11 protein-coding genes are annotated in these 14,228 nt (G+C 59.1%); 6 read left to right on the top strand and 5 right to left on the bottom strand.

Annotated elements, in window-relative coordinates; genetic code table 11:
* Positions 1–237 precede the first annotated feature (237 nt).
* Complete coding sequence (locus BLT26_RS02060; RefSeq protein WP_091507447.1) at positions 238–1,155, bottom strand: alpha/beta hydrolase; 918 nt, start codon at positions 1,153–1,155, stop codon at positions 238–240.
* Between the two features lie 368 nt (positions 1,156–1,523).
* Here BLT26_RS02060 and BLT26_RS02055 point away from each other — a divergent pair, with 368 nt between their 5' ends.
* Positions 1,524–3,899 (top strand): DUF305 domain-containing protein, encoded by a 2,376-nt coding sequence (locus tag BLT26_RS02055; RefSeq protein ID WP_245720548.1) that lies wholly within the window; start codon positions 1,524–1,526, stop codon positions 3,897–3,899.
* A 119-nt stretch (positions 3,900–4,018) separates the two neighbouring features.
* On the opposite strand, the gene BLT26_RS02050 is transcribed toward BLT26_RS02055, so the two are convergent.
* Positions 4,019–4,897, bottom strand: a complete 879-nt coding sequence (locus BLT26_RS02050) for a DMT family transporter (RefSeq protein WP_091507438.1) — start codon at positions 4,895–4,897, stop codon at positions 4,019–4,021.
* A gap of 325 nt (positions 4,898–5,222) precedes the next feature.
* Here BLT26_RS02050 and BLT26_RS02045 point away from each other — a divergent pair, with 325 nt between their 5' ends.
* From BLT26_RS02045 to BLT26_RS02035, 3 genes are all read left to right on the top strand, one after another.
* On the top strand, positions 5,223–6,413 hold the full coding sequence (locus BLT26_RS02045) for a PilT/PilU family type 4a pilus ATPase (RefSeq protein ID WP_091507435.1): 1,191 nt from the start codon (positions 5,223–5,225) through the stop codon (positions 6,411–6,413).
* 217 nt (positions 6,414–6,630) lie between these two features.
* Positions 6,631–6,861 carry a carboxymuconolactone decarboxylase family protein gene (locus BLT26_RS02040; protein ID WP_091507431.1) on the top strand — a complete coding sequence of 77 codons (231 nt, stop codon included), beginning with the start codon at positions 6,631–6,633 and terminating at the stop codon, positions 6,859–6,861.
* A 112-nt stretch (positions 6,862–6,973) separates the two neighbouring features.
* Positions 6,974–7,198, top strand: coding sequence for a hypothetical protein (locus BLT26_RS02035; RefSeq protein WP_139169355.1), 225 nt, complete (start codon positions 6,974–6,976; stop codon positions 7,196–7,198).
* 15 nt (positions 7,199–7,213) lie between these two features.
* Here the strand turns inward: BLT26_RS02035 and BLT26_RS02030 are convergent, their stop codons facing one another.
* Positions 7,214–7,930: an NYN domain-containing protein gene (locus tag BLT26_RS02030; RefSeq protein ID WP_091507424.1), complete on the bottom strand. Its 717-nt coding sequence runs from the start codon at positions 7,928–7,930 to the stop codon at positions 7,214–7,216.
* Positions 7,931–8,188: 258 nt separating this feature from the next.
* Here BLT26_RS02030 and BLT26_RS02025 point away from each other — a divergent pair, with 258 nt between their 5' ends.
* Positions 8,189–10,048 carry a cation:proton antiporter gene (locus BLT26_RS02025; protein ID WP_217631354.1) on the top strand — a complete coding sequence of 620 codons (1,860 nt, stop codon included), beginning with the start codon at positions 8,189–8,191 and terminating at the stop codon, positions 10,046–10,048.
* 95 nt (positions 10,049–10,143) lie between these two features.
* The gene (locus BLT26_RS02020) at positions 10,144–10,827 is read left to right on the top strand and encodes a spermidine synthase family protein (protein WP_091507420.1); all 684 of its coding nucleotides are present in this window, start codon (positions 10,144–10,146) and stop codon (positions 10,825–10,827) included.
* 72 nt (positions 10,828–10,899) lie between these two features.
* On the opposite strand, the gene BLT26_RS02015 is transcribed toward BLT26_RS02020, so the two are convergent.
* Positions 10,900–12,054, bottom strand: coding sequence for a serine hydrolase domain-containing protein (locus tag BLT26_RS02015; protein ID WP_091507416.1), 1,155 nt, complete (start codon positions 12,052–12,054; stop codon positions 10,900–10,902).
* 27 nt (positions 12,055–12,081) lie between these two features.
* Positions 12,082–13,977, bottom strand: a complete 1,896-nt coding sequence (locus BLT26_RS02010; RefSeq protein WP_091507412.1) for a DUF5060 domain-containing protein — start codon at positions 13,975–13,977, stop codon at positions 12,082–12,084.
* Positions 13,978–14,228 lie beyond the last annotated feature (251 nt).

Here is a 14,228-nt window from a genome sequence, read left to right as displayed (position 1 = left end):
TTGCACAATTCGGGGGAGTGGGGGCTATAAGTGGTGCCAGTGTACCAGTCCTGGCTGAACGGAAACTGAACAGTCGGGGCCGGGAGTTGACCTGGCTGGCCGCAATCTCGCGCCGGCCAGGCGTTTCCGGTGTCATGATCCGGCTTGGCGGCTTGCCTCTCCCAGACGGGAGGCCGGCCGGCACTCAAACCGACAAAAGGTCCCCACCGGGACATAACCCGCTACCAGCCTGAAGCCTCAGTCGCCGGCAGGGACGGGGTTACCGATTTCAGCCTGCTGGCGAGTAACTGCAATTTGCTCGCTGAATATCTGCCGCAGCCCGAAGCGATAAATGTCGGTACTGTTGGCAGCGTGGGTGCCGCCCTCGACAGTGTGGAAGCGGACCTGCCATGGCGCATCCTCCCGTTCCTGCCAGTGCTCGTGCCAGCGGAGTGCCCTTTCCCTCTTGCCCGGGTATTGCTCATCGGATGAGCTGGCGACGGTGAGCACCAGGTCATTCCTCTCTGGTTCCGCTGGCTTGGCAAAGAACTGCTCCATGTCCGGTAAAAAACTCGGGTTGCCGGCGATGCGGCCCCAGAACAGATCCGGGTGATTGAAGGCCGAATAGAGCACCATAAAGCCGCCGCGGCTCTGGCCGTAGAGGATACGGCGCTGTGGATCCGCACGGTAACGCTTCTCCACGGCCGGCAGCAGTTCCCGCTCCAGGAACTGGTGAAACAGGTCGGCACCGCCACTTCTCTCGCGCCCCTCCGAGGGCGTGGAGAAGTCGATATCGCGCATGTTGATAGCGGGGTCAAATGCACCGTAGGCAATCCCCACCACAATGGCCTCTGGAATCTGGTCATCGTAGTGCAGGAACAGGTGGTTGGCGGCGAGAATGGGGAACATGGAATCCCCGTCCAGCAGGTAAATCACAGGGTACTGCTTTTCCGGGTTTTCCTCATATCCCTCGGGATGGCGGACATAGATATGGTAAGGACGGCCGACGATGCCTGAGCGCAGCCGGAAATAATCGCCCTTGAGTGCCGGGAGGAAGTCCAGTGGCACCGGTCGCCCATGCTCACCGGGGACCCCGGCTTCATGGCTGCTGTCGCACGCACTGAGGCCTGAGGTGAGAATAATTGCGAACAGCGTCGCCAGCAGTCGGTTGGTCAATGTCAGATCCCCCCTGGGATTAATTTTTACCGGTCATATAGATGATTTAAGTGTCAAAAAGGCGCTGCAGCCGATTGCCGGGCAAAGTTTGTGTGGGTGTGTAATTGATTGTGCCTGGACGTCCCTGTATAAAAATTGTTGGTACTAATTAAAACATAAATTGCCTTGAGCCCTTCCCGGCAGCCTTGATTGCACCTCGATTGCCGGAACTGAGTATTGATCGCACATTTTGTATCCATAGTGCTGGGGCGGACTGGAGTATTCGCAGGGCATCGATAAATGGAGTGTCATCAATGACCAGGCTTCATCTTTTTTCCCGCCGATTTTTTATTCACATTATCTCCGTTGCCGGCCTCTGTGGTGCAGTAATGGCCAGTGCTGCCGACGAGGTGGCAATCGTCCAGCCCGGCGCACCGGGTGAGGCGGTGCGCGAGCTGAGCGAGGAAGAGGCCATTCAGGTGGCCGTCACCGCCTACTCCCCCGACGACGTCCAGTTTATGCAGGACATGATCCCGCATCACCACCAGGCACTGCAGATGGCGGAGCTTGTGGCCGAGAGGACCAACAATCCGGAAATCGTCGACCTGGCCGGGCGCATCGATGTCTCCCAGGAAGACGAAATAAAGTTTATGCAGCAGTGGTTGCGGCAGCGCGGTGAGAGGGTGCCGGATCCCGGGCACCACCATGCCATGGAAACCGATCACAAGATGGCCGGCATGGCCACGCCGGAGCAGATGGCTGAACTGGCAGAAGCCAGGAGCAAGGTATTTGACCGGCTTTTCCTGGAGTTGATGATTGCCCACCACGAGGGCGCAGTGGCCATGGTGGAAGAACTGCATGAAAAAGCCGGCTCCGCCTATGACCCGGTGTTGTTCGAATTCACCACTGACATTACCAATGACCAGTCGGCGGAAGTGGAACGGATGGGCAAGCTGCTGGCCGGTCTGTCCGATGATCCCCGCGCGGGGCTGGCAGCCGGCTATGCCGATGCCGGCGAGGCCATCCTGAACCTGGAGCACGAGGGACGGCTGCCGAAGCCGGCGGGCTTCTACGACCCGGACAATGTGGCCGGCCTGCCACCGAAAAAGCCGGAAAAAGGTAATAATAAAAAGTCCGGGGGTGAAGGTGAGGAGAAAGCGCCAGCGGGTAAGGAGAAGAAAGAAGAACGCCTGCCCTTCATGAGCTTTGCCAATACCGATATCGCCTTCTCCGGCGACATCATGGTGGCCGGCAGCTACCACGGCTTCAATATTTATCGCCTGCGGGAGGACGGATTGCCGCAGCAAGTGAGTTCGGTGGTGTGCCCGGGCGGGCAGGGGGATGTATCGCTGGTTGGCGACCTGCTGATCATGTCGGTTGAGCAGGGCCGCGGTCGCCTGGATTGCGGGCTGCAGGGGATCAGTGAGGATGTCAGCCCCGAGCGCTTCCGCGGGTTGCGTATCTTTGATATCAGTGACCTGGAACGCCCGAAGCAGGTGGGGGCGGTGCAGACCTGTCGCGGCTCCCACACCCATTCTGTGGTATCCGGTCTCGGCGCCGACGGCAAGATCGTTGTCTATAACTCGGGTATAGCTCCCGTGCGTGAAGAGGAGGAAATGCCGGGCTGCGTGGACGATACTCCCGGTGACACGCGCACCGCGCTGTTCCGTATCGACGTGATTGAAATTCCCGTGGCCGATCCGTCAAAGTCACGCATTGTGGACAGTCCGGCAGTCTTTGCCGACCCGGAATCCGATACCCTGGCGGGCCTGTGGCGGGGTGGCGATCACGGTGATGATACCCAGGAAACCAGGCGGACCGACCACTGCCACGATATCACCGTGTTCCCGGAGCGCAATATCGCCGCGGGCGCCTGCTCCGGCAACGGAATCCTGTTCGATATCTCCGATCCCCTGCAGCCGAAGCGCATCGATGCGGTGAGCGACGCCGGATTTGCCTACTGGCACTCCGCTACCTTCAATAACGATGGCACCAAGGTAATTTTCACCGATGAGTGGGGTGGCGGCTCCCGGCCGCGCTGCCGCGCCTTCGACCCGCTGGACTGGGGTGCCAATGCCATTTACGACATCGTGGAAGGCAAGCTGGAATATCGCAGCCATTACAAGCTTCCCGCACCCCAGAGCGAGCAGGAAAACTGTGTGGCCCACAACGGCTCCATCGTGCCAGTGCCGGGCCGGGACATCTTTGTGCAGGCCTGGTACCAGGGCGGCATTTCCCTGATGGACTTTACCGACTCCGCCAACCCAGTGGAGATCGCCTATTTTGACCGCGGCCCAATCGATGATGAAGAGATAGTGCTGGGCGGCTACTGGTCCGCCTACTGGTACAACGGCAAGATCTACGGCACCGAGATTGCCCGCGGCATCGATGTGTTCTCCCTTCTGCCCAGCCAGTACCTGACCGCCAATGAAGTGGGTGCGGCGGCAGTGGCGGACCAGAATGGGCTGTTCAATCCCCAGCAGCAGTTCCCGGTGCAGTGGCCGGCCCGGCCGGTAGTGGCGCGGGCTTACCTGGACCAGCTGCAGCGCAGCCAGTCTGTGCCTGACACCATGGCCTCGGAACTGGCTGAAGCGCTGGAGGCTTCGGAATCACTGCTGCAGAAGAGGGCCAAGGACAGCCGGGTTGCGGGCAGGCTGGTGATGCTCGCCTCACTGGCGTCGGTAAATAACGACGACGAAGAGGCAGAGAAGAAGACCAGGGCACTGACCGAGTCGCTCGAGGATATCGCCCGCGAATTGCGTTGATTTCCGGGGCAGGGAACCCGCAGGTATTGATTGGCTGAACTCTCTCGATGCCTGCGGGTCGCGGCTGGGCCGGAAGTGGAATCCGGTCAGGGTTTTACCCCGAGCCGATTGCTTCCCGGTTACTTTCTTTCGGCACCCGATTGCACACCCAACGCGGTCACGGTCACCAGTATCAGGGCCATGCCAACAAGCTGTGGAGCAGCCAGGCTCTCATTCAGGACCAGGACACCGAATAGGGAGGCGGTAATCGGTTCTACCAGCGCCACCATGGAAGCCATGGTGGGTGCGGCGTGCTTCAGCCCAATGACATAAAGCACGAACGACAATCCGGCGCCTAATATCCCCAGTATCACAAACAGCGGAAAATCCGGTGCGTCCACTGCGGCAAGGGCCCGGTCGATACCGCCCGGCCATATAAGCACCAGGGCAACCACCGTGAATGCGATTGACAGGACAGACTGCGGGCTGCCGTGTGGTGCCGCATATTTAAACCCGAAAATGAATACCGCGTAGGACAGCCCGGCGAGCAGGCCCGCGCCTACCCCGACAGGTGTGATGCCGCCCGGAGTGGTTTCGTAAACCTGTGTCAGCAATACGATGCCGGCCATCACCAGGGCGATCGCGGCCAGTTTAAACGCGGTGGGTTTCTCGAGCCCGAATGCGAAAGATACGCCGTAGACGATAGCCGGCGCGCTGTACATCAATGTCGCCGCAACCGCGACACTGCCCTCGGCGATGCTGACGAAATAAAACGCAAAGTTGCCTGCGACACCCAGGCCGGCAATGATCGCCCAGAACCATAACCAGGGCTTTGCCAGCCCGCTGCCCCCCGGGCGCAGGACCAGCCAGGCCAGGACGCACAGCAACCCTATGGCGCCGCGGAAAAACGAAACCAGGAAAGGGTTCCAGCCGGCGGCCATAAGCATGCCGCCGATCCCGCCGGAGAGGCCCCAGCAGAGTGCTGCCAGGGCTACGAGGACCACGCTCGCGCCAGCCAATGGATCTCCTTGTGCAATTAGGTCGGGGAGACGAGGAGCCTCAACCAATACCCGGCACCTTCCGCCTTAAGTGTTGCACTGCCCGGGAGTCCGCGCAAAACCTATCCATTCATACAGCCCGGGACTGTCTGGGATGCGCGGGCCTGTTCATCCATGCCTGTGCGCTTCCCGCGTGCACAGGCGATGATTTTTTCTACAGTGCATAGTCGGTTCTGTTCACTGATTCAGCGGAGGACCAGCCCAAAAAATTTTTTGCTTTACCAGTTATCACCGTTTTCGATAAGCTGCTCACAAAATGATTTTCGCGCCAGCAGGATATGTATCGATGGACTTTACTGGCTACCTCCGTGTACTCGCCAAGAATGATGGCTCTGACCTCTACCTCAGCACCGGCGCACCTCCCTGTGCCAAGTTCCAGGGTGTACTGAAGCCCCTGGGCAAGGAGCCACTGGTCCCGGGCCAGATCGAGAAGATCGCCATGGAGATCATGGACGAGGCCCAGCAGGCGGAGTTCAAGCGCGACCTGGAGATGAACCTGGCGATGACCATCCCCGGTGTGGGGCGCTTCCGGATCAACATCTTCTGGCAGCGCAACCAGGTCTCCATTGTGGCCCGCAATATCGTCACCGAGATCCCCAAGTTCGATGACCTGAAGCTGCCGCCGATCCTCAAGGATGTGGTGATGGCAAAGCGGGGGCTGGTGCTGTTCGTGGGCGGTACCGGATCCGGCAAGTCCACCTCGCTGGCGGCGCTGATTGACCACCGCAACACCAACAGCGGTGGCCACATCATCACCATCGAGGACCCGGTGGAGTATGTGCACAAGCACAAGAAGAGCGTGATCAACCAGCGCGAGGTGGGGGTGGATACCCGCAGCTTCCACGCCGCCCTGAAGAACACCCTGCGCCAGGCGCCGGATGTGATCCTGATCGGGGAGATCCGCGACCGGGAGACCATGGAGCACGCGATCGCCTTTGCCGAGACCGGCCACCTGGCGATCTCCACCCTGCACGCCAACAACGCCAACCAGGCGCTGGACCGTATTGTGAACTTCTTTCCCGAGGAGCGCCGGCCCCAGCTGCTGATGAGCCTGTCACAGAATATCCGCGCCTTCGTGTCCCAGCGCCTGGTGCCCACCGTGGATGGCAAGCGCTGTGCCGCGGTAGAGATCCTGCTGGGAACACAGACCATCAACGAGCTGATCCTCAAGGGTGAGTTCCACTCCATCAAGGAGATGATGGAGAAGTCCGAGAACCTCGGCATGCAGACTTTCGATGGCGCACTGTTCAAGCTCTATGTCGAAGGCCGTATCAGCCACGAGGATGCCATCCGCAACGCCGACTCCGCCAACAACCTGCGCCTGCGCATCAAGCTCTACGAAGAGGGCAAAAAGCCCAAGGCTGCGACACCCGAAACAGATGGTGAAAGCAGTAACAGCCTGAAAACTGGTACCGGTCTCGAGTTGTCTCTGGAGGCGCTGGACGAGCAAGAGGACGCTGAAGCCGAGCAGTTTTAGCGCCACAGGGTTGATCTGCCCGTCATTTACCCCAGCTGCCATTTTTCTCCTGTCGGGCCGGTCGCTGTCTATACTTCGCGCTAAGTCGAAAGAGGGCGGCGTATTTCAGGTCGCGGCCTCCTCTCCGGCAGGCAAACCCGGTCTTTCCTAAGGCTCAGGGGCGGAAAGCCCCTGGGCAGGTGGGATCGGGATCAGGGTGACGAAGGAGAAAACTACCATGGCGCAACTCAGCCAGCGCGAGCATGAACTGGTCGCAATCGGCGCTGCAATGGGCAGCAATTGTATCCCCTGCATCGAGTATCACATCCCGGAGGCGAAGAAAGCGGGCCTGTCGGACGAGGAGTTAAGCGAGGCAATCCTGCTCGCTGACAAGGTGCGAAAGGTGCCCGCCCGTAAAGTACTCGAGGCGGCTGATCACATGCTTGGCGGCGACATACCTGGCGAATAGGGCGCCCCGGCCTGGTTCATTTGCATGTCATCCTCCTTCCCCGTAGTGCCGCCAAATGTGCCCAGTGCCTGGTTTCAAGCACTGCGAAAGCGCCTGAATGGAGATTAACGGTATGTCATTTATCGCCAGCCTGTTTCCCGCCACCCTGTTTGCTGTGCTCGGCTACCTGGTATTGTATTGCGCGCTTCGATCCGAAGGCGCAGCAGCCGTCTTCGGGAAGATCCTGGCCACCTGGGTGTTTATCCTCGCGCTGCTGTTCCTTGTGGGCGGCACTTTCATGGGTATCAGTGGTTTTTCTCCCATGGAAGAGCATATGAAGAGAATGCACGGGCAGTGAGTGGCTTGGCCCCTGTCAGGCCTTCTTGCTTCTCCTGATATCCCTTACCAGGTAGGACTTGCCCTGGCCGCGCTTCAACTCGAACAGGTCAACGGCCCGGAACAGGCTGCTCAGGTTCTTGAAACCATAATTGCGGCAGTCGAATGACGTCCGGTTGGATATGTTGGATCCGACGGCGCCGAGCTCGGCCCAGCCATCGTCATCTTCTGTGGCTTCGATGGCATGGCGTAACAGGGTGATCAGTTTTGCATCTGACTTGATGTTCTTCCGTTTTTCACCGCTCTTTTCCTTGGCGGCTTCCGACTGATCGAGGAAGAGAAACTTCGAGCAGGCGTTCACAAAGGGCGCCGGCGTCTTGCGCTCGCCAAAGCCCAGCACCACCTTGCCTTCGGCCAGTGCCCTGGTAACCATCGGGGTAAAGTCACAATCCGATGAGATGAAGCACATCACATCGATATCCTTGGTGTACATCACATCCATCGCATCGATAACCAGGGCGATGTCGGAAGCATTTTTGCCCTTGGTCAAGTCGTATTGCTGCACCGGCTGGATTGCGTGCTCATGCAGCAGGTCCTCCCATGCCTTGAGGGTCGGGGACTTCCAGTTACCATAGGCCTTGCGAATCGTAACCACGCCGTACTTCGCCACCTCGCTCAGCACGTCTTCAAACTTGCCCGCCGGGGCATTATCCGCATCGATGAAAAGCGCAATCTTTTGTTTTATCTCGTCCATATTGTATCCATCGCTTTGCCAGGTGGGTTTATGTCAGTCACAGCCCGACATGGAAACACGGGAACTGCCAGGTATTCTACGTCATAAGTTTGCACTTGCGTCGATCCTGGACGGAAAGCTCTGCTTGCGATCGGTTGACGAGCAGTCACTGGCACGTGGTCTTGCGCATCAGCGGGCTCGGACCGCTTAATTGCCGGCGAACTTCACTAAGTTATACTCTCGCGCTGAAATACACATCGCAAGCGGGTCATCAGCACTATGGAACAAATCATCACCAACCCAATGGCATTGCTGGTGATGGTGGGCATCGTCTCGATAGCGTGCCAGTACCTGGCATACAGGCTCAAGCTGCCGGCGATCCTGCCCCTGCTCCTGGCCGGGCTGGCACTGGGGCCGATGACCGGTATCCTCGACCCCGATGCGCTGTTCGGCGACCTGCTTTTCCCCCTGGTTTCACTGGCGGTCGCAATCATCCTCTTCGAGGGAGCGCTGACCCTCAAGCTTTCCGACCTCGGCGGCCACGGCAGCATGGTACGCAACCTGTGCACAGTGGGCGCGCTGGTGACCTGGCTGATTGCAACGCCCGCCGCCTACTATTTCCTCGGCATGCCCATGCAGCTGGCCGCGCTCTTCGGTGCCATCGTCACGGTTACCGGACCGACCGTCATCGTGCCCATGCTGCGCACAGTGCGCCCAAATAGCCGTATCGCCAATATCCTGCGCTGGGAAGGGATAGTCATTGACCCCATCGGCGCACTGCTTGCGGTGCTGGTGTACGAGTATGTCGTTGCCGCACAGGGTGCATTCGAGCATACATTCATCATTTTCCTGAAGGTAGTGGCGATCGGCTTCGGGCTTGGCTCACTGGTGGGGTATTGCCTTGGCGTCCTGCTCAGGAAAAACCGGATTCCGCACTACCTTCGCAATACCGCGGTGCTCACCCTGATGCTGGGCGCATACGCCGCTTCCGACCTGATGAGTCATGAATCGGGCCTGCTCACGGTGACGGTAATGGGTATCTGGATGGCCAACATGAAGGGCCTGGATGTGGACGATATCCTCGAGTTCAAGGAAACCCTCAGCGTGCTGCTGATTTCGGCGCTGTTCATCCTGCTCGCCGCACGCCTGGAGTTGTCCACGCTGACCCAGTTGGGCTGGGGCGCGCTGCTGGTGCTGGCGGCCATCATGTTCGTCGCCCGGCCGTTGTCTGTCTTCCTGTCCGCACCCGGGTCGGGATTGAATTGGCGCGAGCTGGCGCTGCTGAGCTGGATTGCGCCACGGGGCATCGTGGCCGCCGCGGTATCCGCCCTGTTCGCCCTGAAACTGGATGCGTTCGGGCTGCCAAAATCCGAACTGCTGGTGCCGATGGTATTCCTGGTGATTATCGCCACCGTCGTCCTGCAGAGCCTGACCGCAAAGGGCATTGCCAAACTGCTGGATGTGCGTGCCCCTTATCCCGCCGGTTACCTGATCTTCGGTGGCAACAGGTTCGCGCGTATGCTGGCGAAGGACCTGATGGAAAAGGAGGTGCCCGTCATCATTGCGGATACCAACTGGGATGCCATCCGGGAGGCGCGTATGGACAACATCTCCACCTACTACGGTAACCCGATCTCGGAGCACGCCAGCACGACCCTGGACCTGTCCACGGTTGGCAAGGTCCTGGTGCTGTCTCCCTACAGGCAGCTCAACCCACTGGTCACCTATCACTTCGAGCATGTGCTGGGCAAGGGCTCGGTGCTGGGCCTCGGCTACGGCGAACAGGAGGGGCGCGCCAGCCACCGGGTATCGGAACGATACGCAAAGACACTGGAACTCTTTTCCGAGAAGGCAACCTTTGGCCGCCTGGCCAGCCTTGTAGCGAGAGGGGCAGCGATCCGCACCACGGGCCTGACAGAAGACTTCACCATCGACGATTACCGGGAAACCTACGGCAACCGCGCTACGCGACTCTATGCCGTGGATCCGGAGGGCAGGATCCATTTCTACACGCTCTCGCAGGAGCCTGATGTGGGGGATGGCTGGCAGATCGCCAGCCTGATCACGCCGGAGGAGGAGGTGGTGGAAGCGCCTGCACAGGACTCGTTACCGGCTGGCGGTAGTATGTCGAAGGGGTAGGGCGGCATCATAACCATGTGCCCGCTAACCATAGGGGCGAGGCTTTATGCTACATTGCCCGCCGTATCCCCACCCTCCTACAGCGAGCACACCCCATGAAACCCTGGATCGAACTCGGTACTGCCCGGATCCCCAATAACGGCGGCATACTCACGCTGCGCCAGCGCGACCAGGAGTTCTCCATCTCCCTGTCCGGTCCCCGCGGCGAACTGATGAACAGCCGCCGTTTCAACAGTGAGCGGGAACTGTCGCTGCTGGGCTGCGCCCACCTGAAGCAGCACAGGAACGCCCGCGTGGTGGTGGGCGGCATGGGCATGGGCTACACCCTGGCCGCCGCCCTGGAGGTGCTGCCGCCCGGTGCGGAGGTCATTGTCGCCGACCTGATCCCCGAGGTGGTGGAGTGGAATCGCGGCCCACTGGGCGCCTGCGCCGGCCGGCCCCTGGACGATGGCCGCTGCTTAGTGCATATCGGCGATGTACGTGAACTTCTGGACGGGCCCGAGGGTGACTACGATGCCGTGCTGCTGGATGTGGATAACGGCCCCGAGGGGCTGACCCACAGCGACAACAACTGGCTGTACTCCCTGGAGGGTACCAGCTGTATCTATGAGAGCCTGGCGCCGGGCGGCATGCTGGCAGTGTGGTCGGCGGGGCCCGACAGCCTGTACGTGCACCGGCTGAGAAAGACTGGCTTTGACGTCGAGGTCAAGACCGTGCGCGAGCGACCCGGCAAGGGCGCGCGACATACCATCTTCCTGGCAAGGAAAACGACTGCCTGACGCGCAGGAATCGATGGAGCCGGATCGAAGTCTTGTTGCATATTCTGGCCCCATTTATTTCCGCTTGTACGCTCAACTCTCCTCGGCAGTCAACAGTATCTTGGCAAGATCAAGGCTGATTTCTCCTGGGTCGGAAAACTGGTAATTGCTCAGCACAATGACGGAGGTACCAGATTGTGGATACCTTCGCATAAATGCCTTGAATCCACTGATGGTTCCACTGTGGAATACCTGTCCTTCATCCGTATCTACCCCAAACCCATAACTACCGAAGTATGGCGTCTCCATTTTCTCTATCGAGGCCTTGGAAATGATATCCCCGGACCTGAGCGCCTGGTCCCATTTGAACAGGTCATAAACAGTGGAGTACAGCGCGCCGGCAGCATGCGGTGTGTCCATTTCGAAATGGATCGCATTGACTAATGTGTCTCCTGTTTTCGAATATCCTGCTGCTCGCTTGCTGAGGATCGTACTCGGGTGGTCATATCCGGTGTCCTCCATACCTGCCTTTTTGAGAATTATTTCGCTTACCAGATCTTCATAACTCTTATTTGCTACTAGCTCGGCAATATAACCAAGTAGCACATATCCAGAGTTGCTGTATTCAAACCTGGATCCTGGTTCGAAATTTAGCTCTTTATCTGCAAAGCGTGCCACGGTTTGCTCGACGGTGGTGGGCAAGCGCTCGTAGCGCAGGTTGTCGGCAAAACCAGTGAAGTTCGGGATGCCGGATGTGTGGCTCAGCAGATGAGCTATTTTGATTCCTTCCCAGTGCTCAGGAGCGTCGGGCAAGTGCTTTGAAATGTAGTCATCGGTACTGAGTTCCCCCTGCTCATCCAGGGCCAGCAGTAGTACCGCTGTGAATTGCTTGGTCAAAGAGCCAATGCGAAACTTGGTGTCGGGTGTATTCTGTATGCGATGTTCGTGGTTCGCATACCCATAGCCCCTTGCCAGCTCGACTTGGCCGTCTTGTGCCAGAAGGACCGCCCCGCTGAACTTCCCTTCCTCTGCTAAGGGCATTAAATAGCTGTCTATCGACGCCGCCAAGGCGGTATCTGAAGTGTCCTGTTCTCGAGCTGCTGAGATAGTGCCAGGCCATGCCAGAGAGAAGAATATAAGAATTAAGGTGTATTTTTGCATCTTTTTATTATCGCTGTTTAGTAACTTGTAATTTTCGTCTCTTGCAGTAAATAAATGGGGCCAGATCAGGTTTTGGCGTGCCTGCATATTGGTCTGACCCTATTTGTTGCGGCCTCAGTTCGTTTCACGCAGCAGAACCACCCAGTCCGCGCCGGGCCGGCTCGGTGGCTGGCCCAGGGTTATCTTCCCCTCCGCCTGAACTGCCGGAGCTGTGCCGGTAAGGAGCTCACCCCCTTTTTCCGGGTTGTACCAGAACACGTCCAGGTTGGCGTCGATCCCACCCAGGTCAACTGCAAAGGCGCGGGTGTCGTGAGGGAAGTACAGCGCGTAGACCTCGCCTTCCTTGCCGAGACAGTATGCACCTTCCTGGGAAACCTGGTCATGGCAGGGCTGCATTTCCCACCAGGGCAGGTGCGCCTGGAAGAAATCGAGGGCGTGCTTCGTGAGCGACCAGAGTTGGTCGCGCTGGCGCCAGTCTTCTGAATTCAGGTCGTTGTGGGGCACCTTGGCTCCAAAATACCATTCCACACCCGCCGCGCCGGACAGCAGGGTGCCCCAGAGTACGTCACCGCGAAGGCTGATATGGCCCGGATCATTCTCATCAATATCGGCTCCGGTATGCCACATACCGATTTCATCCATGGTAACCAGCCACTCATGACCTGCCTCGCGTGAGCGGCGTTTCCATTTGGTCACTACGTCGGCGGCGTGCTCGCGTTTGTCCGCCTGAAGGGACAGGCCGTCCAGCCCTGGCACGCCCAACAGTAACTCCAGCACCGGCTGGCGGGTATTGATCTCTGCATGGGTGTGCAATAGCACCGGGTGCTGGTAGGGATCGTGCCGCTCGAAGAACTCCACCATCGCCCTGCGTTGCGCATCGTCCTGGGCCGGGGGCGCCCACTCTGCGTAGCCGTTCTCCTCCCCCAGGTTCCAGACCAGCGCGGGGTGATGGCTGAAGCGCGCGATCAGTTCCAGGTAGTAGAGCTTGCGCATCGGCCCCACATCGCCATCGTCGAGCAGCCGCTCGTTTTCGGTCTCCTGCGTCACCATGTGCAGGAGAATGCCGCGACCCTGCATATACTCGAAAAGTTGCTCCCACTGCGCCAGCTTGCTCACATCAAAACGCGTGAAGACGTCGGGGTCAGCATAGGGCCACACATCCCGGCCGTCGCCGTCGATATTCAGGGTGAGGAAATAGAGCGCATTCATGCCCTTGTCGGCAAGGTAGTTGATGGCCCCGAACAATGCCTTGCCCTTGCCGCCACGCAGGGTGGGGTCTCCCTCTCGCCAGTCCTGCCGGTGCGCCTCATACTGATGCAGGTGGGTGTCCACGCTTGCCTCGCCCTCACGCTTTTCGGTGGCGATGCGGTAGGTGCCGTCGAACCCGGCATAGGCAAGGAAGTTTTCCGGCCCGTTAGCACCACCCTTTAGCCAATACTGTTTTGTTTCGGGGAAGTAGAAATAGCTATCCTTGACCGAGAGTCGACCCAGTGAGTGGAAACCCTGTCCGTCCCCGTCACTCGCCTTTGCTTCGAACTGACCGCGGGGCTTTTCGAGCGGGACCGGCTTCCCCTGCGCGTCAGGGGTAATGGCAATCTGGTCGCCTCGTACAAGTTCGGCATGGTAATGCCAGCGTCCGGGTGCGGGGGGATTGAACTTCACCTGCCAGACATTGCCCTGCTCGGCACCGGTGGCCGCCGCCTGGCCATCGGCGGCGTAATAGCCGCGAACCCGGTACTCTTCCTCATCCCGGGTAAAGCGCACATCCAGGCGATAGTTCAGGAAGGGATTGTCTTCAGCCTGCTCCGAGGTCTCCGGTCCGGCGAAGTTGAGAGTGACAGTGTGCCATTGCCGGTAAAGCGGTGCCTCTTCGGCATCGGCGCTGGCACCCTGGGCTGCATCGCCCTGGCCCTGCGCCCCTTTTTCCTCACAGCCGCCCAGCAGGGAGAGGCTAAGCAGGCAGGCGGCGATGCCGGCCCCGCGACCGATTGGCATAACAGTCGATAACATACCGATATATTCCCGTTATTTAGCTAAATTTTCTATTTCCGAGTAGCGACAGAGTATTGCTTGGGACAATTACAGTTTTTTAGTTGCCTTATCTTTCTGTCCACTGAGCTCATATTGGACTGTTGAGTTGTTCAATGGCTGTAGCGGGTTGCGCCGTCTAGTGCTGCCCATCCCATAGGCGCGAGAGAAAGTGGCCGCTCCAACTCTACGCTGGTAGCAATAGATTGGTCCAGTTGAGACGCGACGATTCG

The sequence above is a fragment of the Microbulbifer yueqingensis genome (assembly GCF_900100355.1).
GTDB lineage: Bacteria > Pseudomonadota > Gammaproteobacteria > Pseudomonadales > Cellvibrionaceae > Microbulbifer > Microbulbifer yueqingensis.
Note: the sequence above shows the minus strand (reverse complement) of the source record. Positions and strands in the feature narration are given on the sequence as shown.